This window comes from Phycisphaerae bacterium (assembly GCA_018003015.1).
GTDB lineage: Bacteria > Planctomycetota > Phycisphaerae > UBA1845 > PWPN01 > JAGNEZ01.
The window spans coordinates 13,620-38,123 of the sequence record JAGNEZ010000036.1 but is presented as its reverse complement, the minus strand read 5'-3'; the positions used below and the strand labels follow the sequence as shown (position 1 = coordinate 38,123).

14 protein-coding genes and 1 pseudogene are annotated in these 24,504 nt (G+C 64.3%); 7 read left to right on the top strand and 8 right to left on the bottom strand.

The window, feature by feature from the left end; genetic code table 11:
* Positions 1 to 201: 201 nt before the first annotated feature.
* From KA354_15770 to rnhA, 3 genes and pseudogenes are all read right to left on the bottom strand, one after another.
* The gene (locus tag KA354_15770) at positions 202 to 1,590 is read right to left on the bottom strand and encodes a hypothetical protein (protein MBP7936099.1); all 1,389 of its coding nucleotides are present in this window, start codon (positions 1,588 to 1,590) and stop codon (positions 202 to 204) included.
* 252 nt (positions 1,591 to 1,842) lie between these two features.
* Positions 1,843 to 1,968, bottom strand: a pseudogene (locus tag KA354_15765) (GNAT family N-acetyltransferase).
* An 89-nt stretch (positions 1,969 to 2,057) separates the two neighbouring features.
* Positions 2,058 to 2,573 carry a ribonuclease HI gene (gene rnhA / locus KA354_15760; GenBank protein MBP7936098.1) on the bottom strand — a complete coding sequence of 172 codons (516 nt, stop codon included), beginning with the start codon at positions 2,571 to 2,573 and terminating at the stop codon, positions 2,058 to 2,060.
* An 87-nt stretch (positions 2,574 to 2,660) separates the two neighbouring features.
* On the opposite strand from rnhA, the gene amrB reads away from it, so the two are divergent.
* From amrB to KA354_15740, 4 genes are all read left to right on the top strand, one after another.
* Positions 2,661 to 4,199, top strand: coding sequence for an AmmeMemoRadiSam system protein B (gene amrB, locus KA354_15755; GenBank protein MBP7936097.1), 1,539 nt, complete (start codon positions 2,661 to 2,663; stop codon positions 4,197 to 4,199).
* A gap of 26 nt (positions 4,200 to 4,225) precedes the next feature.
* Positions 4,226 to 5,224, top strand: a complete 999-nt coding sequence (locus KA354_15750; protein ID MBP7936096.1) for a DUF362 domain-containing protein — start codon at positions 4,226 to 4,228, stop codon at positions 5,222 to 5,224.
* Positions 5,225 to 5,355: 131 nt separating this feature from the next.
* Positions 5,356 to 6,600, top strand: a complete 1,245-nt coding sequence (gene amrS / locus KA354_15745; protein ID MBP7936095.1) for an AmmeMemoRadiSam system radical SAM enzyme — start codon at positions 5,356 to 5,358, stop codon at positions 6,598 to 6,600.
* Positions 6,601 to 6,727: 127 nt separating this feature from the next.
* Positions 6,728 to 7,894 (top strand): AGE family epimerase/isomerase, encoded by a 1,167-nt coding sequence (locus KA354_15740; GenBank protein ID MBP7936094.1) that lies wholly within the window; start codon positions 6,728 to 6,730, stop codon positions 7,892 to 7,894.
* A 105-nt stretch (positions 7,895 to 7,999) separates the two neighbouring features.
* Here the strand turns inward: KA354_15740 and KA354_15735 are convergent, their stop codons facing one another.
* From KA354_15735 to KA354_15720, 4 genes are all read right to left on the bottom strand, one after another.
* Entirely contained in the window at positions 8,000 to 10,645 is a 2,646-nt protein-coding gene (locus tag KA354_15735; GenBank protein MBP7936093.1) for a glycoside hydrolase family 127 protein, read from the bottom strand.
* 11 nt (positions 10,646 to 10,656) lie between these two features.
* Complete coding sequence (locus KA354_15730) at positions 10,657 to 11,985, bottom strand: Gfo/Idh/MocA family oxidoreductase (protein MBP7936092.1); 1,329 nt, start codon at positions 11,983 to 11,985, stop codon at positions 10,657 to 10,659.
* A gap of 220 nt (positions 11,986 to 12,205) precedes the next feature.
* On the bottom strand, positions 12,206 to 13,975 hold the full coding sequence (locus KA354_15725) for a DUF2961 domain-containing protein (GenBank protein MBP7936091.1): 1,770 nt from the start codon (positions 13,973 to 13,975) through the stop codon (positions 12,206 to 12,208).
* 82 nt (positions 13,976 to 14,057) lie between these two features.
* Complete coding sequence (locus KA354_15720) at positions 14,058 to 14,669, bottom strand: hypothetical protein (GenBank protein ID MBP7936090.1); 612 nt, start codon at positions 14,667 to 14,669, stop codon at positions 14,058 to 14,060.
* Positions 14,670 to 15,210: 541 nt separating this feature from the next.
* Between KA354_15720 and KA354_15715 the strand changes: the two genes are divergently transcribed.
* Complete coding sequence (locus KA354_15715; GenBank protein ID MBP7936089.1) at positions 15,211 to 15,924, top strand: hypothetical protein; 714 nt, start codon at positions 15,211 to 15,213, stop codon at positions 15,922 to 15,924.
* 350 nt (positions 15,925 to 16,274) lie between these two features.
* Here the strand turns inward: KA354_15715 and KA354_15710 are convergent, their stop codons facing one another.
* On the bottom strand, positions 16,275 to 17,933 hold the full coding sequence (locus KA354_15710) for an MBL fold metallo-hydrolase (protein MBP7936088.1): 1,659 nt from the start codon (positions 17,931 to 17,933) through the stop codon (positions 16,275 to 16,277).
* Positions 17,934 to 18,188: 255 nt separating this feature from the next.
* On the opposite strand from KA354_15710, the gene KA354_15705 reads away from it, so the two are divergent.
* Together KA354_15705 and KA354_15700 are read left to right on the top strand one after the other, a co-directional pair.
* On the top strand, positions 18,189 to 21,083 hold the full coding sequence (locus KA354_15705) for a hypothetical protein (GenBank protein MBP7936087.1): 2,895 nt from the start codon (positions 18,189 to 18,191) through the stop codon (positions 21,081 to 21,083).
* 22 nt (positions 21,084 to 21,105) lie between these two features.
* Entirely contained in the window at positions 21,106 to 24,441 is a 3,336-nt protein-coding gene (locus KA354_15700) for a hypothetical protein (GenBank protein MBP7936086.1), read from the top strand.
* Positions 24,442 to 24,504 lie beyond the last annotated feature (63 nt).

The following is a 24,504-nucleotide window of genomic DNA, read 5'->3' as shown; positions in this document are numbered from 1 at the left end:
AAACAGAAACTCGCACTGAACTCGCCCGAGGGATGCGGGCCGCGGCGACCTCAGGGGGCCGCCCGGCGTCCCGGGCGATCGCAGGCCTACCGCACCCTGCCCCGCGCCGCCCGGTGACACGGCTCATCGACGGCACCGGGCTGCAGGCCGCATTGTACCGTCCTTGGCTTGGACCAGCCACTGGGAGAGTTGTCGCCGGGATCAGGGAGCCAGGGTCCATTCCGAGGTCAGGCAGGTGGGGCCGATCCTGTCTTCCACCCAGCAGTACTCGACGAGATACACACCGGGTATGAGCCCCTCGACGGTGGTCGAGGTGTCGTAGCAGCAGAGGCAATCGCATGGGGCGGCGAGGTCTTCCTTCTCGGTCAACCGAAGGTACCTTCCGTTCGCCTCCAGGGTCACTGAGATGCCATTCAAGCAGCAATTGTAGACGATGTTCCGGTGGGTCACCTGGAGAGCGTAGCCCTGGGCGACCAGATCAAATTCGTCTTTCCCGCAACCCGGGTAATCGTCCATCGAGGGGTCGCCCGGCATGCAGTCGCTTTGCCAGCTTGCGGCGATGTGGGGTATCCTGGAGGTGCAGTCCTCGCCCGCGGGCTGGTTCTGACCAGTGTAGCATCGTTGCAGGGCGCCGAAGTCGGACTGATCGACGTCACTGTCGCCGTCAAAGTCCGCTTGGTCGCAGCCGTGGGCGTAAGGGACGGCTGAACCCGAAGCGCAGGCCGTGAACGCGGCGAGATCGTCGGCGTCGACATCGCCGTCACCGTCGAGGTCGGGATACGGGGGCAGGGGTGCGGCCACGATCCTCATGCGGTAGACGCGTGTATTGCTGTCGGTCACCTCGGACACCTCGATGTCGATCAGCGGCAGCATGCCCCCGCCGGTGAACGGAACAAGCCGGCTCTCCAGAACCAGTCCGGTCTCCTTGTTGACGGTCGCATCGAGGTTCATGGCCTGGAGACCGGCGATGTGCGGATCGGATTTCTGGTATCGACCCTGGGCGGAGACGTCGTAGCCCTTGGCATGGAAGCTGACTGCGGCGACGTCGTAGAAATCGAACACGTTACCCGGCCCGATGGGCAGGAGGTCGAACGTACCAGTCATCGGCCACTTGATGGGGATGTTATCGCAGATAGGACACTCGTTCATGAACCAGCTGTCGGGCAGGAGCTTGTAGGGGACCCGCGATTGGTGAACGTACAGCTCACTTACGGCGGGGTAGAACTTGGACTGGTTGTCGCTCGAAATCAGGTTCACGTCGATGATGTAGTTGCCGACGGCGAGCTTGGGGATCTCGACCGACAGCTCGAACGGCACCGCGATGGCCGGGCACGCGGAACCGGGTTCCGTACTGACGAGCATGAGGGTGATTAGAATGCGGTGGTCGGTGACCTGGGCGGTGGCGGAGGCTGTGCGTTCGCACCCATCGGAGAAGTAACCGATGACCGTCAAGGTGATCGCGTCGCTCTGCACCGGCAGGGCGGGGTCAGCCAGGACAGCGGTGACGTCGTGTGCGGTGACGGGCCCGCTGGCCAAAGCCAGAACGAGTGTCCCCACGGCATACGCCCGGGATGGTCTGATGCCGACCATGGTATGGCCCTCCACGTGTAGCGCCAGGCCCCCCTGCTTCTCCTTCTCAAGTGTACCACAGATATGGCGTAAGTGGGAAGGAATCGCGGCACCTGCGATGCGATACGGAGCCTGGTGACGGCGTTGGGGGGTGAAGCTCCGGGGATGCCGTCGGGGCATCGACGAGGGGGCCAGGACTGCTTTTCGTCGGCGATGCCGAATCTGTAGGCCGACCGTTGGTGCGTCCTGTCGCTCTGAGGCCTCTCTGCGGATTCAGTAGGGACCGCGAGTCTGCAGCACCTTTCCCATACTGAGCCGCTCCTCGACGTTGTAGCCGAGCTTCCGGTAGAAAGCGACAACTGCCGCATTGCTGGCAATGACCTGCAGGTTGACCTTCGGATAGGGACGAATCTCCATGTGCTGAGCTCGGGGGATATCGATTGTCGGAGATGCACGGGAGACGGATGGGGGCGACCGTCACCCGGCGTTCAATGGCTCGAGAGGCTCCGCTCCTCGTCGTCACGATTCATGAACTCGCCGAGGGCCCTGCGGAGGGCGTCCTCGCCCAGGTCAACCCGCATCTTCTCGATCGCCTCGGTGGCCAGTTGGTCGCAGCGTTCGTTGCCCGGGTTGGCGGCGTGGCCCTTGACCCAGTGCCAACGGACGTTGTGGCGGGAAGCCTCGGCGTCCAGGGTTTGCCAGAGATCGAGGTTCTTGACCGGCTTCCTGCCTCGGCGCCAGCCTTTGGCCTTCCAGCCGGGCAGCCACTCGCGCATGCCGAGCTGGACGTACTTGGAGTCGGTGTACAGGTCGACCTCGCAGGCCTCCTTGAGAGCCCGGAGCCCCTCGATGGCCGCGGTCAGTTCCATCTGGTTGTTCGTTGTGGCTGGGCAGGCACCGGCGAGCTCGCGGCGGGCTCGGCCGTAGCTCAGGACGACGCCCCAGCCACCTGGACCGGGGTTGCCCTGGCAGGCGCCATCGGTGTAAATGGTCACCTTTTTCATGGTTGGTATCGTACCCGGGGTGCTTCCCAGCCGCGACGGCGGTTTTGTGGTAAACTTACGGTGCCGCGTCGAAAGAGGTGACCGAACATGAAGGCCTCCTGTCTCCTACAAGGGGGTATGTTCATCATGGCCATTCTGACAAGTGCGCACGGACAGTCCGCCCCTGGCGGCGGCTTCGACCCCCGACCGGCTCGGTTCTCCGGCTCGTGGTATCCTGGGGACTCCGCTGAACTAGCCGCCCTGATCGACCAGCTGCTGGAGCGGGCACCGGTTGCGAGGCTGGCGGGCAAGCCCCGGGCGGTCATTGCCCCGCACGCCGGATACCGGTTCAGTGCCCCGGTGGCGGCCGCCGGATACCGCTGTCTTCGCGGGCAGAGTTACAGACGGGTCATTGCTCTGGCGTTCAGCCACCGGTATGCGCACAGCTATCGGGGGATCGACGTACCCGACAAGTGGACCGCGTACCGTACGCCGTTGGGCGATGTGCCGATTGACACTGAAGCGGTCAAGAGGCTGAAGGGAAAGTCGCTGTTCGCCTCGCACCCGGGTGTCGACGCCGACGAGCATTCCCTGGAGCTGCAGGTGCCATTTCTGCAGCGGACGCTGAAGGACTTCAAGCTCGTGCCGCTTTTGGTTGGCAAGATGTCGGTCGGCGAGCACGCGGCGGCCGCGGCGGCGATTCTCCCGCTGCTGGACAGCGACACGCTGCTCGTGGTCAGCAGCGACTGTACGCACTTCGGGCCGAACTACGGCTACGAGCCGTTCCGCACGGACATTCCCGCCAAGTTGAAGGAGCTGGCCGACAAGGCTTCTACGGCGATCGAGCGCTGCGATTTTGACGGGTTCACGAAGCACCTGGTCGACACCGAGGATACGATTTGCGGGCGGGAGCCGATCCTGCTGTTGATGCGTGTGCTGTCCATGCAGGGAGGGGCCCTGGGCATTCGCACGGCGTTTGACACCTCGGGCCGCATGACCAACGATTACGAGAACAGCGTGACCTACCAGTCGTTCGTATTCACTGCCCGGCCAGGGACGCTGCCGGCCGATGCGCGGGCCGCGGCCCTGAAGCTGGCCCGCGCGACCTTAGCGGCCGTGCTCAACAAGCAGGATCCACCGCGTCCCGACCTAGCGACGCTGCCGCCGGCGCTTCGTGAGCAAGGGGCCTGCTTTGTCACGCTCCAGAACCGCGGCCAGCTCCGGGGCTGTATTGGGAACATGGAAGCTCGCGGGCCGTTGGTCGAATCCGTGATCCACAACGCGATCTCCGCCGCGACGGAGGACTATCGCTTCGCCGACAATCCGGTGACCATCAAGGAACTGGGCGACCTGCACATCGAGATCAGTTACCTGACGCCGATGAAGCTGGTGGGGAAAGTCGAGGAGATCATTGTTGGGCGGCACGGGGTATTGATTGACTCGGGTTCGCGGCGGGCGGTGTTTCTGCCCCAGGTGGCCTACGAGCGCGGCTGGACGCGCGATGAGTTTCTGACCCAGCTGTGCGTCAACAAGGCAGGTCTGCCGGCCGACGCCTGGAGGCGGCCGGAGGCCAAGCTCTACTCCTTTGAAGCGGAGGTGTTCGGCGAGCCCGAGCCGACGACGAGACCGGCCGACTCAAGAGACTGAGTCTGTTCATCACCCGGAGTACGTTCATGCCAGAATCTCTCGATCGGAGACAGATGCTCAGCCGGATTGGCGGTGTGGCGTGTGGCCTGGCCGTATCGGGCTCACTGGCCCTGGGCAGCGACTCTGCGCCGGCCGGCAAGCCGCGGCCGCGCGTGGTCATCGCCCGCGACGAGGCGGTTACCGGGGGCAAAATGGAGGGGCATCGCGAGCTGCTTCGCAAGATGCTGGATGCCTCGATGCAAAAGCTGACCGGGGAGGCCGACGCCAAAGCCGCCTGGCGGAGGCTCTTCAAGAGCGGCGATCGTGTGGGCATCAAGGTGAATACGCTGGGGCTGGCGACTCAGCCGGTGGTGGTCGATGCGGTCGTGGCCGGCCTGCGAAGCGCCGACGTGCCTGCCGAGAACATCATCATCTGGGACCGGTTTGACTCCGAGCTCACCGCGGCCGGCTACCAGCTCAACCGTTCGAAGACCGGCGTGCAGTGCTACGGCACGGACGCCCAGAGCTACGGCAGCGGCTACCAGAAGGAGGTCGAGACCAACGGCCGGATCGGCTCGTGCTTCTCGAAGATCGTGGCCGAGCAGGTGGATGCGCTGGTCTGTGTGCCGGTTCTGAAGGACCACCCGTTTGCCGGCGTGACGCTGGGGATGAAGAACTTCTTCGGGGCCATCCACAATCCCAACAAGTACCATGAGCACCACTGCGACCCTTATGTTGCCGACGTGGTTGAGCACCGGTTCATCCGCCCCAGATGGCGGCTGACGGTCTGCGACGGCACCCGGGGCCAGTACAATGCCGGTCCGGTGCGGAACCCCGGCTTCGCCTGGTCGCTGGGCGGCATGATCGTGGGCACCGATTTCGTGGCGGTGGACGCGGTGGGCGCTGACCTGCTCGAGCAGCAGCGCAAGGCCACAGGCATGAAGACCCTGGCCGAGGAGAAGCGCCCACCGGTGCACATCAAGACGGCGGGTGCTCGCGGATTGGGTGTGGCTGATCTGGCCGCGATCGAACGCGTCGAGATTTGAAGCTGGGCGGATCTGGGTTGTAGGTGTGGGACAGGCCTCCAGCCTGTCACTTGATCGGCAAGATGCGGGTCCCACACTTGACGGGATGAGCTCTCCGGAGGTGACCGATTCGCCGCAATCGAAGGGACAGCATGAACCCGGATCGCCACATCCTCACTGTGCCTACTCGGCGGACCTTGCTTCGCTCGTGTGCTGCATGCGCCGCCGCAGCGGCGATGTGGCGATCGGCACCGGCCCTTGCCGAGGATACGGCCGGCACGGGCGAGGCGTCCGGGCCGAAGCTCAAGGGCGTGATCCGGCACAAGGCGATGTTCTGGGAGCCGACCCACAAGGAGAGCGAGGTGAAGTGCCTGCTCTGCCCGCGGGAGTGCAAGGTTGTCGATCTTGAGCGCGGCTATTGTGGCGTGCGTGAGAACCAGGGTGGGCAGTACCAGACACTGGTGTACGGGGCACTCTGCTCGGCCAACCTCGACCCGATCGAAAAGAAGCCGCTGTTCCATTATCTGCCCGGCTCGTCGGCGTTTTCCATTGCCACCGCCGGGTGCAACCTCGAGTGCAGATTCTGCCAGAACTGGGAGATCAGCCAGTTTCGTCCGGAGCAGATCGAGAGCGTCGAGGTCAAGCCGGAGCGGCTCGTCGAGATGGTCAAGGCCCGAGGATGCCCGACGATCGCGTACACCTACTCCGAGCCGACCATTTCCTACGAGTACGTGCACGACACGGCCGCCCTGGCCCGCCGGGCGGGGATCGGCAGCGTGATCATCTCCAATGGTTACATGCAGGAGAAACCGCTTCGTCAACTGTGTGGCCATCTGACTGCGGTCAAGATCGACTTCAAGGCCTTCAGCCAGGAATTCTACGCGGAGATGTGCTCCGCCTCGCTGGAGCCGGTGCTGAACACGTTCAAGACGCTCAAGCATATCGGCATCTGGTTTGAAGTGGTGGTTCTGATCATCCCGACAAAGAACGACTCGGCGGACGAGATCAGGCAGATGAGTGATTGGATACTCAAGAACCTCGGGCCGGACGTGCCGGTGCATTTTACGCGATTCAACCCCACCTATCGGGTCAAGAATCTGCCGCCCACGCCCGCCGCCACGTTGGACCGCTGCCGCAAAACCGCCCTCGAGACGGGCCTGCACTACGTCTACGTCGGCAATTTGCCGTCACACCCCGGCGAGAACACCTACTGCCACCAGTGCAAGGCAGAGCTGATCCGCCGGGTTGGCTATCGCATCGCCGCCAACGCAGTCAAAGAAGGCAAATGTCCTAAGTGCGGAACGGCCATTCCCGGCGTCTGGTCCCAGGCCCAGGCCTTGGCGTTCAAACCTCGCGAGACACGCGCCGAAGGCGCCGCGACGACTCGCCCGGCATAGCGACTGTGAACCCGGCCCATGCACCCTGGGCGGCGAACGGGCCGAAGCCGCTCGCCTGGCGCAGTCCTGCCCTCATGCCAGACTTGTCCGGATTGACGCCGATCGCTGCCTGGTACAAGCTGAGGGCATGGATCTCCCAGGGCTGCTCCAGCTTTACCGCGAAACGTTGCTGGACGACGTCATCCCCTTCTGGACGAGGCACGCCGTCGACGCCGACGGAGCGATCAACTCGTGCATCACGGATGACGGACGGGTGGTCAGTCGAGACCGGTGGAGCTGGTCGCAGTGGCGGGCCGTGTGGGTGTTCAGCAGGTTGTACAACGGTGTGGCGCATCGGCCGGAATGGCTGAACATTGCCCGGGGCATCTACCGGTTCCAGGTCGCTCATGGCCCGCTGGCCAACGGTCACTGGCCGTTGCTGGTTGACGGCGAGGGGCGGATCACGCGTGGCTACGAGAGCATTTACGCCGACGGGTTCGCCATCTACGCCCTCGTCGAGCTGTGGCGGGCGACAGGGGAGCGAGCGGTGCTCGATCTGGCCATGGACACGTTTCAGGGGACTGAGCACGCCCTGCATGGTGACGAGCCAGTGCCCGCCTGGCCTTACCCGATCCCCTCCGACCGTTTGAATCATGGCATCAGCATGCTGTTCTCGCTGGCGTATCATGAATTGGCGGAAGCCACGGGCGATTCGACTGTGCGCGGCGCCGCCCGGAGCCATCATCGGCGGGTGATGGAAGCGTTCCTGCGGCCGGACCGCGGCCTGGTCGTCGAGTGGCTGACCGGTGACGGCCGGGAAGTTGAACCGCCGGACCGGACCTTGGTGCTGCCCGGCCATGCCATTGAATCCATGTGGTTCCAGATCCACCTGGCGCGCTCGGCCGGCGATCTGGCGACCATCGATTGCGCCGTTCGAGCCATCCGGCGGCACCTGGAGATCGGCTGGGATACTGCGTACGGGGGCTTGTTTTTGGCGGTGGATGCCGAGGGCGGCAAGGAGCCCGCCTGGCCGTTCCATGACTCCAAGCTCTGGTGGCCGCATGTCGAGGCCCTGTATGCGACGCTCCTGGCCTACGAGTGCTGCCGGGAGGACTGGTGTCTACAGTGGCACGAGCGGATCCGCGAGTACAGTTATGGTCACTACCCGGTGAAGGAGCACGGCGAGTGGACGCAGAAGCTCGATCGCCAGGGCCGGCCGTTCACCACGGTTGTGGCGTTGCCGGTCAAGGATCCGTTCCATCTGCCTCGAGCGTTGATCTGCTGTACGGAAGTCCTTGGCCGCCTGACAACCTGAGGGGTCCGGGTTGTCGTGGGCATGCTTTGGAGGGCGTCAGGGGCCGCAGGTCGCGGTTCTGGTGTCGTCGGGTGCTGGGCGCTTTGCCGTTCGAGGGTCTGTCGGTTACCGATCCCTGATCCAGACGATTGACCTTCCGCCGCGGTTGAGGCGGGTGTAATTCGGGATGGCCAGGAGTGGCGAGCCGTCGGCGAACTGGCCGCGGATCACGATCACTCCGCCGAGCAGGTCGGGCTTCCATTCCATGGTCAGGGGCGTGTCGGGCTTGAGCATGCCGTCGACGTTCTGGTCCACGCTTTCGATGTTGTAGATCAGCGCTCCGCAACGCAGGGCCACTCGCCCGCGATCAGCGATGATGCGTTCGTCGGCCTTGATCCGCTGAATCTGGAGCGGCAGTTCCAGGCGAACGGTATCGCCGGACTGCCAGGTTCGCGTGATCACCGCGTAGCCGTCCTTCACTTCCGGGGTGGCCGGCGTATTGTTCACCGCCAGCGAGGCCAGACCGTCGGCTTCGGGCGTAGCGTGATAAAGGGCGCTCACACCGCGTTGTGGCACGCGCACGCGCAGCGTGAAGCTTTTAGCCGCCGTGGGCCTGACGACGATTTCGACCCGCCCCTTCCACGGATACTCGGTGCGCTGCTCGATCTCGACGTCTGTTCCCGCCACAGTCCCGACGCGGACGGTGCCGCCGATGAACAGGTTGATGTACAGATTCTCCGCGTCCTTCACGTACATCCATCTCGGCAGATCGAGCAGGGTACGCGGGATGTTGCCCACGCAGCACGGGCAGCCATGCCAGAGATACCGAGCCTCGCTGGAGTCGAGGGCGTTGGTGTAGGTGAAGTTTCTGCCCGGCAGATCCACGGAGCCCAGCACCGCGTTGTACAGGGTTTCCTCGACCAGGTCGGCATGGTGAGCTTCGCGATAGGCGAGGTTCATGTTATGCTGAAAGAAGATCTGCCCGCAAGCCGCGCAAGATTCGCAATACGCGTTGTTGGGCAGCGAGTAGTTTTTGCCGAATCCCTCGGAAGTCTCGCCGCTGCCGACACCGCCGGTGACATAGTACTTGGCGTTCAGGATGTTGTCGTGGAGGGACCTGACCGCACTGTGATACTCCGGGTCGCCGGTTGCCATGGCGATGCCGGTCATCGCCGCGTAGCAGTAGACCGCCCGAACCGCGTGGCCGAGGGCTTCGTACTGCCTCACGACCGGCAAGTGGCTCTGATCGTAGCTCTCCCCGTCGCGACGGCAATCGAGCAGGAACTTCGAGAGCTGGAGGTACTTGTCACCCTTGCCACCGCCCTCGACCTCGTTCACCAGCCACGCCAGGCGGATGAGGGCCTGCTCGAGTTCCTGATGCCCGTCATACCACGGCCTCTTCGGCGGCGGACCGATGTTGGCATCCCAGCAGTCGGCCATCTTCTTTGCCGCGTCGTACAGACACCGGTCGTGGCCGGCGGTCAGGCGATAGTGGGCCATTGCGGCGTCGATGAGATAGCCGGCCACATAGCCCTCGTGGTCGCCGCGTCGCGACCAGCGCGGCGGCGGCCGGTCGTTCTCGTTCGGATCGCCGAGCGTAAACCGGGTCTGGAGGTAGCCGTCCGGCTCCTGGGCGGCCAGCACCACTGGAATCCACTGGTCGAGTTTCGCGCGGATCGCCGCCTGGGCTTTAGCCAGATCCGCGTCGCCCTGGGCGTCCACCATGAGCGCCAGGCACATCGATTCGATCGTGTTCAGCGTATAGGCATTGGCCCACGGCGGACCGACGTGCGGTTTGTGCGGGCGCCCCGCATTCTTGTTTGCCGCCTGGATGAAGTTCTCGAAGCCGCCTTCCTGGAGGCCCGTCTTGGAGAGTTGTGCGATGCAGTGTGGGATCCAGTTTTCGATCTGGTGCTTCAGCCGCGGCCCCCAGAACGGGCTGTTGACCTTGTACGCCACGGTGGGCACGGGCTGAAGATGAGAGGCTGTCGGGGCTCGCTCGACGTGGACCTTCAGCGTGTCCGACGCGCTGCGGTCGCCGTTTTTTGCGGTCAGCTTGAGCACGTAGTCGCCGGGTTCCGCAAACTGCGCAGTTGTCTCGAGCTTGTCCGCCTCCGCGAACGTTGCCGTCCCCGGACCTGTCTCCTTGCTCCAGGCGATCGAATCAACTACTCCGCGGGCCTCCCCGTCGAGATATGTCTTGGCCGGCAACACGGTCACGCGATCGACGCCCGCCTCCACGCGCGGCGCGAACTTCGGTGATTTGCCGGAGTCGTAGACTTTCCACTCGATGATGCCGGTCGAGAACCTCTCGTTCCCGTCGAACTCCAACCGAAGCTTGGACGTCGTGACCTCGGTGAAGGTGGTCGAGTTGTATCGTCCGCCGGCCACACCGAGCCCGGCCGCCTCCTTGACCGGTACGAACGCTTTCCCGTCCCAATACAGCAACCGGTACGCCTTGGGCAGGCGCACGCCGCGGGCATCGTCCCACCAGTACACATCGACCTTGCGGGTGCTGACGGGCTGGCTCCATTCGTACTGCACCCATTGTGTGCCGGTCTGCGGCCAGTTGCCGTAGCATCCGTGGCTGTGGTCGTTCACCCCGCCCGGCTGGAAGTCGTCGTTCATCGCATCGAGCGTCTCATGCCCGGACACGAAGGAAGTCGACGGTTTGGCCATCGGGGCGAGGTTGATCTCCGCCCCCGGGCAAGTCGCCGCAAACACCGTCGCCGTCACTACGCTGAGCATCGCGTGGTCCATGTGTGTGCGCATTCTTCACCTTTCTATGACTTGGAGTAGTCCGCATAGTCGCGTGCAGGCCGCGATCGCAAGCCGTTCGCCTCGTCATCGTCCGCGAACGCTTCCTTCGCCGGATCGAGCGACAGTTTCCGATTCAACATCCACGCGAGGGCGGCGGCGTGGCAGGCGATGTGCGAATGACGCATCACCCGCGGGTTGGCCGCCGTTTCGCCGCGTGACTTGATACAGTCGAGGAAGTTCCGCGCATGGGCCGAGACGTCGAGGCCCTGGGTCCCGGCTGCGGTCGCTTTCAGCTCGCTCTTGAGCGACACCGGGTGCACCTCGGTCTCACCGTTGTCGCCGGTCTCTACCCAGCCTTCGTCGCCCACGAACCGCACCGGGCAGGTTCCCAGCCGCGTGATCCACCCCGGTCGCTCGCCGAACGGCGTTTTCAGGAAATCCAGCACCAGCTTGACCCCGTTGGCGTACCGGCAGGTGATATTCGTGCTCGATGGCTCGTACTCGACGGGCATGGTATCGTCGGCGTGGTTGGCCCACTGGCAGAGATCGACGGTATGGGCTCCCCAGTCCAGCAGGCGGGCCCCCGAATCGAAGTCCCAGTAGCCGCGCCAGCCGCCGCCCACGTACTTGCTGTTGTACGGCCGCCAGGGGGCTGGCCCGAGCCACAGGTTCCAGTCGCACACTTCGGGCGGCGGGGTCGGCTCGCCGGGCAGCCAGGTGGTCTCGATCTGAGGGGTGTAGACCGAGGCGTAGACCGTATGGATCTTGCCGAGCTTGCCGCTGTGGGCCAGTTGCACCGCCTGCTGGAAGTTCGGCACGCTGCGGCGCTGCGTTCCAGCCTGGAACACGCGCTGGGTGGCTTTCACCGTCTCGGCGAGTTTCTGGCACCAAGCGATAGTCAATCCGCACGGTTTCTCGCTGTACACATCCTTACCGGCCTCGGCGGCCAGGATTGAGGCGAGTGCGTGCCAGCGGTCTCCGGTCGCGACGAGCACGGCGTCGATGTCCTTGCGCTCGAGCATTTCGCGGAAGTCGCGGTAGACCTTGCAGTCCGTATTGCCGTAGTGTCCGTCGACCGTGGCCTTGCCGGCATCACGCCGGCTGGCCTGCACCTCGGCCAGGGCGACACATTGCAGGTCGGGCAACTTGAGCATGGCGGCCAGGTCGTACTTGCAGCGTGGGCCGAAGCCGATCACACCCAAGGTCAGCCGCTCGCCGGCCGCGGCCGCGCCCCCTCGGCCCCACGCGCGTGAAGACACGATCCAAGGTGCCGATATAGCGGCGCCACCGGCGAGAGCGACTTTCAGAAAGTCTCGCCGGCTCGAGTCAAGCCGCTTGGTCAGTCTGCCCATGGCGTTTCTCCTCAATCTGCGAAATGAAGACCTCTGTCCCGGCGGTCCTCGCCCGGCCACGCTGCCCGTTCTGCGTCTCGGCATTGTACCGCATCCCTGCCCCGGCGCCGCCTGGGCTGTTCCGGGGGAACGGGTGGGCGGTGGCGATTCGACTGAGGATCGGGCAGGATGCCGAGATCCGGTCGGTGGACACGGACAGCGTCAAGCGGCCAAGGAATCGTCAGGAACCGCAGCCCGGGTTGGCGGGGGCGTCGGTTCCGGAGACGCAGGGCAGGAATGCGGCCAGGTCATCGGCGTCGACGTCGGAGTCCACGTCAAGGTCGGCGTTGTCGCACCCGCTCTCGTACGGCTGGCCGCGGCCGCTCAGGCAGAGCTGAAGGTGAGCGAAATCGTCGGAGTCCACGTCGCCGTCCTGGTCGAAATCGGCGGCCCAATCAAGCTGGTACCAGAAAGCGGTCGAACCGAAGAGCGTGTTGGCGTAGGACCCGTAGTTCTCGATCTTGACGTCGATGCCGGTTGTGAAAGGCACCACATCGCCGATGAGCCAGCGGTACTGGTCGGCGCGGAAGACCGTATCGGTACTGCCTGGGCGTTTGGGGTCGGGGTCGTCGATATTGAGCAGACCGTGGTAGGGCGCGACGCCATTGTCCGGCCAGGGCGGATCGTCGGGTGTGTTTCGCTGTGGGCTGTTGGCGATGTTGTTGTAGTAGTAACCGCCGTTGTAGGCGTCCTCCATGCCGGTGCCGAAGAGCATCGTGGTGCCGTCGACGGTCACGATCTCGTCGCCCTCGAGGAGGATCTTGGCCACCCCGGCCTTCTGGACATACAACAGGCTGCCCAGGTAGTGCCCGGCGCCGGTTGAGCTGAGCAACTGATGGTATTTCTGTCCGCTGACTGTTGTCTCTTCGCTGAACGAGGCGTAGAGACAGCCGATCACCGCGGGCTGGGCGCCGGACTCATACTCGACGAGCGCGGAATCGATGGCGATGGCGGATGTGGTGCTGTTGTACAGCTCGATGATCAGGCCGACGCGATAGGGCATGGGCCAGTAGCAGTAGAAACCGTCCGGGCCATCCGTTCCCAGGGGCAGGGATTTGAAGGCCACCCGCTTGTGTCCGGCCCCGAAGAAGTGGGCGACGGGGACATCGACGACGTTCTGGCTTCGCCCGCCGCAGCGTACGCGGAGACGCAGGCCATCGAGGGCTTCATCGGTGGGGCCGGTCATTTTCAGGCGGATCGCCCGGACTCGTCCGCTGCCGACGCGGTCACACAAGGTCAGGGCCTGGCCGGCTTCAATGGACTGCCCCTCGGTGGCGATGAAAGCGGCCTGCTCACTGGTACCGGCCGGGTTCTTGCCGAGGTTGCCGAGTATGGCGACCACGCTGTCGCGGGCAGTCTGCTGGGCGGCGTTCAACGAGCCGCTGTAGGACGGGATGGTCTGCCCACCGGTGAACACATGGTAGCCGTACTGGTAGAAATGGTGGGTCCGGGCATGGAGCCCGGCGGCGTAGTTGTTGGATTCGATCACCACGGAGTTCTGAAACGCGATCGGCTCGTAGCTCACCTGGCCGCCGATCAGGGTACGAACCAGGGGATTCTGCATGTAGCCGAAGCTGCCTCCGAGGATTACATTGCTCGTGGTATCGATGAGGAGCGTACCATCAATCGTGAGTTTGACGGTGAAGGCCTCGTCCGCGCATGCGTGAGGCATCCAGAAGCGGGTGAGCACTCCGGGGCCGGTGATGGTCTTGACGACCGTGTTTACGTCGCTGGTCACCAGGCCGACGGGTGATTCGAACTGGCTGAAATCGTTGTTGGCCCCGGCCCGGTCGTAGCTGCTGGCCAACCCGGCAACCATGCCGACCTTGGGGTTGGGCAGGGCCGACCAGTCGGCCAGTGACTCGTAGCCGGTCAGATCGGCGCCAACCGCGGCGAGGACCGATATTGTCACGGCGCATACGGCAGCCGGGATGTGCCAGCGAACGGACATCAGGGACACTCCGCGGACCGAGGGTCCTTCGTCTATCGGATTATAGCACGCCGGCGAAGATTCCGGGGCGAGACGGTAGTGATCAAGGCTTCTCCTCGCTGATCGGAGCGGTGAATTGGGCGTTCAGCGACTGGGCGGCGCGGACCACCTCCCGGGGGTTGTCCACGGCCGTGAAGGCTCCGGTGAACTTGGCGAAAGCGAATGGCTCGATCGCCTCGCCCACGCGGAATCGGGCGGAAAGGGTCCCGGATTCGATTCGACCGGTCAGCATTCCCGAGCCCTGATCGAGTTTACAGGAGAGGAAAGCACTGCCGTCGTAGCGCACTCCGGTAGGAGGGGTAAGGATCGCGTACTGGACTTTGGCGTTAATCTGTGAAGGTTCGGCGTAGGTTGTACCCGGTCGCGGCGTCCACAGGCATTTCAGGTAGATGATCTGGGTGATGCTCTGGGTGGGATCGAGGCTGCTGGGCCGGGTGGTGTGCAGAGCCAGTTCGAACGTGCCCCCGGGGGTAAGGCGGTAGCTGGCCTGAGTGAACGTGGCATAGTGCTGCTGATCCTGCCCTTGGGCATCGAAGGTAGTCAGGTTGATCCGAGTCTCCGGCGAGGTACAGCCGACTAGCGATCCGAGGAAGACAGCGGCCAAACCAGAGGTCGCGAAGACGCGAGACGTTCGGACGATTGATTTTGAGTGCATTCGCCGCTCTCTCTCTATCTCGGCGTGCCGTTCGCTCAGTTAACCGAGCCGGCGAGCGATCCGGGACCGCGGTCAGTCTAATGGGGGTCCTGGAGAGACGCAAAGATCAGTTGGCCGGAGCGCTGGCGGCGGCAGCGGCGGTCGTCGGCCAAGCGGCTGCGGGGCGGAACGGCGGTTCGAACCAAGCCGCCGTCTCTCGGGTTTCGCTGCCGCTCCGGTTGGGCCTGATGGAGTAGTGAAGCCGGCCTGATGACTCGCGGGTTCCCCCTCCAAGCCCGCGCAGTCGTCCGATAACACTCATGAAAGCCTCTTCACGCCATACTTTGGCACTGAATTACACTTGCTATCCCTCCGGTGACAGTTTATGATTGGCGTAGTAGGGATCGGTCTGTCGGGGACCATAGCTGCAAGCGGGGGGTCCTTCCTCGGACGGTACTGTTTGGCAACGCGGTGCTTTGGGGCAGCGTCCTGAAGCGAGCGCGTTCGCTGGAGGAGAATGAAGACAAAGTCCCCCAGAAGAACGGAGAGGAGCCTTCAAATCATGAATCCCAGGACCAGCTGGAAACTGCGGTTGTTTGGGGCCCTAGGTGCGGCAATGCTGCTGTGCCCGGTCGTTGCCCAAGCGGATCTAAGCTCAGGCTCGTTGACCTCGATGAATGGTGGAGTGACAGCGGCCAACAAGTGGGCGGAGGAGCCGTTCTTCAAGATCACGTGGAATATCACGGACAACCACAACGGCACGTTGCACTACGTGTATACGTTGTCCGCCGATAACGGGGATCCCCTGACCAAGAGCGTCAGTCACATGCTGCTTCAGGTCTCTGACAACTTCACGCTTGCTGACTTGATAGAGCCCTCCATTGATCCGGCTTCTGGTGATCCCCGTACGTACCAGCCCGGCGCCATGGGCAACTCCAACCCGCAGCTGCCGGGCAACATCTTCGGCCTGAAGTTCGATGGAAGTGGGTCGACGTTGCTGACGCTGTCGTTCGATTCGGATCGTGCGGCGATGTGGGGCAACTTCTACGCCAAGGGGGGCGCGAACGGGGAAGTGCCGACCGCGTGGAACAAGGACTTCATGGTGAACGTGGCCGACCCGTACAACTTCTCGGGTGCCTTTGACGCGCAGGGCAATGCTCTCTGCAAGATCGCGGTGCCCGACACCAAGACACCGGTCGCCCCGGCCCCTGCGGCGATGGCGTTAGGCCTGTTGGGCCTCGGTCTAGTTGGCTGGGTCAAGCGCCGGCTCGCGTGAGTCCGTAGGTTTGTACGAAGTGCAGGGCGCACGTTGACGAGTCCGGCAATAGCCTCGAGCATCAGCGCGGCCAGTCGCTTCCCATGACCTGCCTGCCGCGCAGCTGAGACAGCCTCGCGTGGGATACGCGGGGCTTTCTCGTTTGGGCATTTCGTGGCCGCAACAACCGGGACGGCCACCTCGCACCGAGCGTTGATCTCCGCGGCGGTGACGAACTTCTCGGCCTCATCAGCGTTCTTCGGGCTGACATGAAAGGCATCTTCGGCCCGCGCCAGGATCGAGAGGGTCGCCCAGGCTACGAGTGTCCCCCGGAACAATCCGGGGGGCCAGGGAAGTCAAGCGACGGGCTGTCACACCTGCTGTCCGGCCGTCAGGCCTGCGAGCATGGCGTTCGCCTCATCCACGCGGTAGAAGCTCCCGTGGCCGGGGAAGACGCGGGCGGCGCGGTTGGATTCCTGTAAGCGGGCGTGCGTAGTCATCATCAGCTCCGCCAGCTTGTGCATCTCGCGGCCGAAGACGCGGGCGTCGGCGTTGGTGCTGGTCATCAGGAACCTGGGGATGCTCAGCGTGGTCTTCTCGCGATCGGAGAGGCTGGCGAAGTCGATCAGGTAGTCGCCGCTGAAGAGCAACCCTTCGCGCGGAGCGAAGAAGAAGACCTGGCCGGGCACGTGGCCGCCGTGACTCTTGAGCACCTGCAGCTCGATGTTGCCTATGGTGTAACTGCCCAGCACGTCGAAGTCGCCGGCCCGGCCGGTGGCCGGTGGGAACGGGCGGGGTGAAGTCGGCGGGTGCAGATTGGTGAACCGGTTGATCAGCTTAGTGAACTGGGCGTTGAGGGCCATCAGGTGACTGTCGCTGCCGAAGGCCCGATTCTCGTGCTCGAAGATGCCCAGGCTGTCGGGATGGATGTACACCGTGGTGCCGAAGTCGCGTTCGAGATGAGCCGCCCAGCCGGCGTGATCGGCATCGGCGTGGGTAAACAGGGCGTTGCGGATGCGCGACGGGTCGATGCCGTGCCCGGCCAGGGCGGCCTTCGCATCGGGATAGTAGAGTCCGTAGCCGGAGTCGATCAGCGTGTACTCCCCGTCGCAGCGGAGCAGGTAGCTGTTGGCGCCCGTCGGGCAGGCGATCATGCAAAGCGTCACCTTCTCGTTCAGGGGCACGGGCCCGGCGAGGTGCAGGCAGAAGGCGGCCCCGGTTCTGCTGATTGAAGACGTGGCCAGCTCCAGGATCTTGGTAAAGATCTCCGAGGCGGCCATCGACTCGTCGCTGCCGCCGGCCTCGCGCCGAAAGCGGAGCAGCGTCTCCTGCAGTTCCTTCGACGAGCGGATCAGCCCCTCCAGCTCATGGAGGCGGTCGCGGGGGAGAACGACCTTGAGGTTCAGCAGGAACCGCTCCACCGAGTTCAGGCCGATGACGTCGCCGATCGGGCTACCGGCCGCACCCTGCCACTCCACATGGTAGTGGTAGGATCGCTTGTTGAAGTCGTTTAGCAGAGCGGCGACCTCCTCGGGCGACTCCGTGGCCATGGCCATCTCCAGCAGGCTGGGCGATCGGCTCGCGTCGTAGGCAAGGTAAAGAACGTTGGCCCGGTGTCCCTTCAGCACGGCCGCGAATGCTGCCAGCGAGCCTGAGCTGGGCTCGATGTGCACTTTGACTCGCAGCAGGCCGCCGGGATCGGTCACTTCCGACTCATCGCCGCCTTGGGCTGGCGCCGGCCCCAGACGTCCCGCCTTGCGCAGTTCGTCCGCCAGCAGGCCGGCAGTCTCGGCCTTTGAAACGCGGGCGGTCATGCTGACCATGGAAGGATCCTCGGACCGGTTGTAGAAGAAGCGCTCGATGGTTGCGCCCTGTCGCGCGATCGCCGAAGACACTTCGGCGAGTTCGCCGGGGCGGTCATGGACGTACAGGCCGCCCGACACCAGCCATTCGCCGGACGGCAGCACCGTCAGCCGCAAGCGACCCGCTTCCGATTCGATGCAGGATGCCGATTCCTCGTTGAGCATCATTGAATCTCCGATCCCCCGAAAGTCCGGACCCGGGAGGACGTGGCCTGGCCACGTGGGCGGTTGCCTCGCCCCAGGCGGGCGCATCGCGCCGCGGTTTGCGTTCCTCGACCGGTTGACCTGGCCGGGCAGGAGACGATCATAGCGATGATGATCGGCCCGTGGTATGGGATTGCCGGCTCAGGGCTTCACGATCGGGCGAGTCCTGCGAGTGCGACCGGTTGACGAGCCGGACGGCCTCGGTACGATGCGGCCAGAATGACACTTCTCATCCCGAATCTCGGACCCGCGGTTGTCCTGCTGGCGGCGCTGTTGGCATCCGGCGCCGCATCGACGACATCCGCGGCGGCAGACCCGTCGAATCCCCGCGCGATCGTGGTCGAAGGTGGTGATTCAAGAGCCCGGCCGGAAGACTGCCGCGTGGTTCTTGTCGGCCCCGGCGTCAGTCAACCCGTTCTATTCCCCGGCTACGGCGGTTTCGCAGGGTGGGGGTCTGCGGTGCGCTTTGAGGAGGGTGGCTGGCGAGTGGGCCAGCCAATTGACATTGCGCCCTGGGGCTACGTGTGGCGGGCCGATCTGGCGGCCCAGGCACAGCCGGAGGCCTACTTCATTCCGCGGCGTTTGGAGCGATTGGACCGGATCTATCGCATGGCGCGTCAGGCCTTGCCCGAGTCAGAGTTGAAGAGCATCTACTACCAGATGCCCGATCTCCTGAAGCCGTTTCCGCCCAAACCGAAAGGTCAACTGCTCACCGGACTGCTCTGGACCGGCCGACTGGCCGACTACCAGGTGCAACTCCATTGGCCAGTCAACGTCCAGACGGTGCCACTGCCTGAAGCCGTCGAGGTTCGGGTCTACCCCACCTCTTATGGTTGGTTTGGCTGGACCGTGGACAGGATCCTGGCCAAGCCGGAGTTATCGGCGGATCGGCGCACGTGGACTTACAGGAGCGGACCCGGTGCGAAGATGGACTTTGCCTACAGCACCCAGGTCGATGCGGCTACGGAAATGGTCGCGGTCTTCTGTGAAGCGGAACCGACGCAGGGCAGTCCCTGGCCCGTCGTGCCCAGCATCTGCGTCACAAGCCCGGAGGTGGGTGTCTGGCAGCGAATCGACCTGGAGATCGAGTGGGGCTTCCGAGAAGGAACCGAAACGGCGGACTTTGACGGCCGGGTCGAGTCCCATGTGGGCCTCATCGGCTCCGTGTCGCCCTTGAGCCAGGACAAGAGTACCACGGTGACTGGCACGGAGAGTTGGCAGTCACGAGGCGGCGCAGGCGGGGCCAGGCGGGGCATCGTCGTGCCGTTGCTGTATGCTTCGGCCGGCCGCCCCGCTCTGGACACCCGCGTGACGGTCTGGACCCGGACGAGGGGTTTCACTTTCCGTCCCAGTGACACTGAAAACGGGCCGATCCTCATTCCCGAGCACGGTGTTTTCGTCACCAAGGTGGGCAGCGGCAAAACCGCCAGGGAGTTCGTCCGCGAACTGGCGACCAAGAATCGCAAGAGCGTCTGCCAAATGACCCGCGAGCATCGCGAGGCCGCCTCATGGGACGAAGTGATGCGCGAAGTCAGGCTGTGGACGTGCCCGCCGGGGACGGCCATCCCACCGTTTCCCAAGGTCGAGGACCCTCCGGTGCAGGTTCAACTGCCGGACGCGGGCTGGACCGATGCCTGGCGGGCGGCCTCGTTCCAGTTGAAGGGCAAGCACATGTGGGGCGGGCTCGCATTCGAGGTTGCCCGAGTCGCTCATGGCATGGACCTCGTTGGTCTGCACGAGGAGGCTGACAAGGTCTATCAGCATTTTCTGAAGGGGCCCGGGGCCAAGTCGGACGGCGACTACACGGATGGCAACGGCGCTCTGGAATGGGCGACTTCCATGCGACACGACATGGGCTACAGCCACGACGGCACGCATGCTTCGACGGGCAGGCTCCTGTTCGGCATGGCCGAACGCTTCTTCCTGACCGGCGACAAGGCGTGGTTCCAGCGGAACCGTGTCCGCATGCAGGCTGCGGCCGACTGGATCATCCGGCAGCGAGCGCTCTACATGAAGGACATCCCCAACCGTCGAAACCTCCTTGTGGCCGGCCTCATGCCGCCCTGCATGCTTGGTGATTATGCCCTACCGACCTGCGACTGGCATTGGTACTACTGTGACAACGCCTTTGCGCTCCAGGGCTTGCAGCGGTTCGCCGACGCCCTGGCAGTGCTCGATCCCCCGGCCGCCCGCGCCTACCTCGACGAGGCCGCAGCGTTTCGCAACGACCTCCGCCGGGTCGTTGACCGTGATGCGGCTCTGTCGCCGGTCCGGCTCGGCCACGACGGCATGTATCACCACTACGTTCCGCGGATGCCGTATGCTCACGGCCTGACCGGCCCCGAGCTAGGGGCCCCCCAGTTCCCGGATTGCGACATCTGGATGGGCGGGCTCCCGCTGGTCGAGCCGTTCGCGGCGGTGGAGGCCGAGGATCGTCGCATGGTCGACACGGTGAGCATCATGGAGGAGATGGGCACGTCCGCCAAAGCCGTAAGCGAGCTGGAGGAGGCGAAGAAGAAACAGGGGCTCTCCACGGACGATGCCTGGTTCTGGAAGTCCTACGTCATCCTGCCGAAGGCCTCGCATACCGCCAACACCTACCTGTTGCAGGACGACGTTCCGAACTTTCTGCGCTTCTGGATGAACTCCTACGCTGCCGTGGTGGGTGCCGATGGCAAGCTCTGGGAGCACTGGCATCTGGGCGGGTACACGAATTGCGAAGCTCCGGACAATGGTACGGCGGGCTGGTTCATGGAGAACTTCCGCAATCTGCTGGTGATGGAGGACAGTCGGTGCCTGTGGATCGCCCGGGCCACGCCGCGAGCCTGGCTGGAGCAGGGCAAAAGGGTTGCGGTCAGGAACGCTCCGACCCACTTCGGACTCCTGGCGTACGAAATCGTCTCGGACACTGACAACGGCAGGATCACCGCCACCGTTGACATACCGAATCGGAGCTTACCTCAGAGCGTATTCCTACGTTTACGCCATCCAAAGGCGTTCCCCATCCAGGGCGTGCAGGTCAACGGCGAGCCGTGGACCCGCTTCAACAAGCAGAAAGAGACCGTCGAACTGACTGGCCTGGCAGGCAGGTTGTCGGTGACTGTCAGATACTGAGGCAGCTGCCATGAAGCAGGCGATGTCAACGCGACCGGTCCGCACCGGTTGCCCCAACCGATTGACGAGGCATGCTGGAGTCATTCGGACTGCCGCGGCGGCTTCTGTTCTGGCCGGTTTGCTCTTGGCGAGTCCGAGCCGGGCCGAGGAGGGTGGCGGCTGGTTGGGGGGGGCGGATTCGTGGGCCGGGCGGCAGGCATTGCCGGCGGTAGTGAATCCGGTTGTGCGATCGCCGCTGCAGACCGCGGTTTCGTTGCGCGGCGAGTGGGAGTTCGTCACCCGGGAGGTCAGTCCGCTGCGTCACCCGACCTGGAATGCGTTTTTCGCCAAGCCCTGGCCGAGCGCGCGTACGGTTCAGGTGCCGGGATGCTGGGAGGCCCAAGGAGTCGGCGAGCCGGGCATGGGCGACTCGTGGGACTGCAAGTGGGACCACTGCGCCAAGCCGCTGCGCCACGTGTACAAGGGTGACGCCTGGTACCGCAAGACGGTCGCCATTCCGGAGTCATGGCGGGGGCAGCGCGTGTGGCTGAAGATTGGTGGCGTGCGCTCGCAGGGCTGGTTCTGGGTCAACACCACACCGGTGGCCTGGGTTGACCACTACTGCGGCACCTACAAGTATGACGTGACCGACTTGGTCCAGGCTGGCAAGCCGGCAACCGTCGTCGCGGAGGTCAGCAACGTTCTGCCCAGCCGAAAGGGCCTGTTCAGCGCGGTTCATCGCTTCGGTGGTCTCTACCGCGATGTCGAGCTGGAGGCGACACCCGACACGCGCATCGACTATGCATGGGTGCGGGGCGATTTCGACGGGCGTACGGCCGAGGTCCACGCGACGCTCGCGTGGAGCGAGCCGCGCGCCATGCTCAGCGATCCGATGCTGCGGATCAGGGTGAAGACCGCTGACGGACAGCTTGCGGGCGAGGGTGCCGAGGAGATCGCCTTGGGCCACAAGGACAAACGGGCCGAAGCAGTGTGCCGCGTCCCGCTGACGCTCTTTCAGCCGTGGACGCCCGAGACGCCGTCGCTCTACCACGCCGAGCTGACGCTCTGCGATGGCACGCGGCCGGTGCACGGCTGGACCGAGCGGTTCGGGGTGCGCAAGCTTGAAGTCCGCGGGGACCGCTTCTTCCTCAACCACGCTCCCTTCTTCTTCCGCGGCTACGGCGACGATGCCGTCTACCCGCTGACGCTGATGTCGCCCGCCTCGCGCGAGGAGCACCTGAAGCATCTCAGAACCGCGCGGGCGTCGGGTTTCGTTTATGTCCGCCTGCACACCCATTGCGAGCTGCCCGAGTTCTTCGAGGCTGCGGACGAGGCTGGTATTATGATCCAGCCGGAGTTGCCCTATTACGGCGACTATCCGACCGAAGCGTTCGCGTTTGATCCGCTGCGCGATCTGGAGGAGCTCATCACCCACTACCGCCGCCACGTCTCGCTGGCCACCTACTGCATGGGTAACGAGGGGCTGCTCGGACGGCCGCTGGATCACGAGTTGTACAAGTTGGCCAAACGCCTGGATCCCGACCGTCTGGTGCTGCACCAGGACGGCACGCTGAACACCGCGGAGAACTCGGACTACCGGAGCGGTCCGATCAACGTCTGGCCGCCGGGAGGTTTCCCTTGCGAGGCGCCTTTTGTCGCCCACGAGTATCTGAATTTGAGCGTCAAGCTCGATCCGCGTCTGGCCCCGAAGTTCACCGGTGTCCTGCAGCCGCCGGTGACGCTTGAAATGCGCGACCAATGGCTGGCCGAGGCGGGACTTGATCGCCGCTGGGGCGACGCCTGCCAGGATGCCGCCCACGCATTGCAGGGCTATTACCAGAAGCAGGGTATCGAGGCCGCGCGCATGGATCCCGCCTGCGACGGATATTGCTTCTGGACGATTGTGGACGTCATGGTGAGCCAGGGCAGGACGTACAGTGCCCAGGGACTGCTCAACGCATTCTGGGAGGCGAAATCCAACGGCTCGACTCCGGAGACATTCCGCCTGTTCAACGGTGAGACCGTCCTGCTGCTCAAGACGGAGCGCGAGCCGCCCGTCGCGGTAGCCGGGGAGCGTCTTGGGTTGCGTCTATGGATCTCGCATTATGGTCCGCGGAGGCTGGAGCGGACCCGAGTCATCTGGACGCTGCGTGCCCGCGAGACGCTTCTGGCCGGAGCGGTGTGTGAAGGTGGGGTGGTCGAACCGGGTGCTGTGCGCGAGCTGGCCCAGGTCGAGATCGAGATCCCGGGCCTCAAGCGGCCTTCGCATGCCACGCTCGAAGTATCCATCGAGAATACCCCTATAAAGAACGTCTGGGACTTCTGGGTTTTTCCCACACGCACGACGGCGAGCGGCCAGGGCATCGCCGTCTCCGCGCCGTTAAGGGAAGCGCTGAGGCCGTTGTATCGCGACCTGGCGGAGGCTGGCACGCCCGATGCGGAGAAGGCGAGCCTGCTCATCTCCCGTTTCGGTTCACCCGATGTCGCTCCGGCCCTGGCGGCCGGCAAGAGCGTCATCCTCATCAACCGGACAGAAGGCTCCCCGAACGTCAGCCTCGGGTGGTGGTGGATGGGGTCGCAGGTGGGCACCGCCTTCGCCCGGCACCCGGCTCTGGGCGATTTTCCACATGCGGGCCATCTCTCGCCGCTGGCGTTCAGGATCCTGAAACAAGGTCTGCGGTTGCCGGCGCTGTCCGGACTGCGGCCCGACGAGATGTTCGCCGTCGGGGAGGGTGGAAGTAGCTACTTCTTGTACGGGGCGGAAGGTCGCGTCGGGGCGGGACGGGTCCTGCTGACCTTTGGACTGGATCTGCTTGCGGGTCATCCCGAGGGAACCTGCATCCTGGACGGTCTGATTGCCTACGCACGGTCGGACGCCTTCAAACCGCGTGGCGAGGTCGAGCTTGCGGTTCACGCGCAGACCGGCTGGCGGAAGACGGTGACCGCGGGCGATTCGGCCGAGGACAACCTGCCGCCCGGCTTTTGGCGATTGGATGTCGCCCGAGCGATGAAGGGCAAAAACGTGCTTGCCTGGGAGACCTACCCCGCACCCGCCAACGTGGGCGAACGGCCGACATTCACCGTTTCGTGGAACGGAGGCATGGGTTACTTCGCCCAGCCGGAAGGTTCGTTCGCGCTGTACGTCAATGACGTGAAGGTCATCGCAATCCCCACGATCAGCGAGCAGGACGCTGTTTGGTCCAGCCCGGACGAGAAGGTCGAGCTGAGATACACCCGAGACCCATCGCTCCCTGAATCCGGGCTGTTCACGCTGACGCTGCCGTCGTCCCTTGCCGCCCCAGGGGAACCCCTACGGCTGAAGGTGATCGGCAGCGAGTCCAACAGCCGCCGCTGGTTCGGTGTGTACCCCGGCTTCTGATCTGACCTCGGGAAGAGGTTGTCTTGACCAGGGAGCTGCTGAATGTGATCACCTGCAAGTCAA

Excerpts from the sequence above, each read along its gene's own strand:
- KA354_15720 (MBP7936090.1), bottom strand. The coding sequence starts at position 14,669 with ATGCACTCAAAATCAATCGTCCGAACGTCTCGCGTCTTCGCGACCTCT.
- KA354_15740 (MBP7936094.1), top strand. The coding sequence starts at position 6,728 with ATGGATCTCCCAGGGCTGCTCCAGCTTTACCGCGAAACGTTGCTGGAC.
- KA354_15700 (MBP7936086.1), top strand. The coding sequence starts at position 21,106 with ATGTCAACGCGACCGGTCCGCACCGGTTGCCCCAACCGATTGACGAGG.
- KA354_15770 (MBP7936099.1), bottom strand. The coding sequence starts at position 1,590 with ATGGTCGGCATCAGACCATCCCGGGCGTATGCCGTGGGGACACTCGTT.
- amrB (MBP7936097.1), top strand. The coding sequence starts at position 2,661 with ATGAAGGCCTCCTGTCTCCTACAAGGGGGTATGTTCATCATGGCCATT.
- amrS (MBP7936095.1), top strand. The coding sequence starts at position 5,356 with ATGAACCCGGATCGCCACATCCTCACTGTGCCTACTCGGCGGACCTTG.
- KA354_15735 (MBP7936093.1), bottom strand. The coding sequence starts at position 10,645 with ATGCGCACACACATGGACCACGCGATGCTCAGCGTAGTGACGGCGACG.
- KA354_15750 (MBP7936096.1), top strand. The coding sequence starts at position 4,226 with ATGCCAGAATCTCTCGATCGGAGACAGATGCTCAGCCGGATTGGCGGT.
- KA354_15730 (MBP7936092.1), bottom strand. The coding sequence starts at position 11,985 with ATGGGCAGACTGACCAAGCGGCTTGACTCGAGCCGGCGAGACTTTCTG.
- KA354_15725 (MBP7936091.1), bottom strand. The coding sequence starts at position 13,975 with ATGTCCGTTCGCTGGCACATCCCGGCTGCCGTATGCGCCGTGACAATA.
- KA354_15710 (MBP7936088.1), bottom strand. The coding sequence starts at position 17,933 with ATGATGCTCAACGAGGAATCGGCATCCTGCATCGAATCGGAAGCGGGT.
- KA354_15715 (MBP7936089.1), top strand. The coding sequence starts at position 15,211 with ATGAATCCCAGGACCAGCTGGAAACTGCGGTTGTTTGGGGCCCTAGGT.
- KA354_15705 (MBP7936087.1), top strand. The coding sequence starts at position 18,189 with ATGACACTTCTCATCCCGAATCTCGGACCCGCGGTTGTCCTGCTGGCG.
- rnhA (MBP7936098.1), bottom strand. The coding sequence starts at position 2,573 with ATGAAAAAGGTGACCATTTACACCGATGGCGCCTGCCAGGGCAACCCC.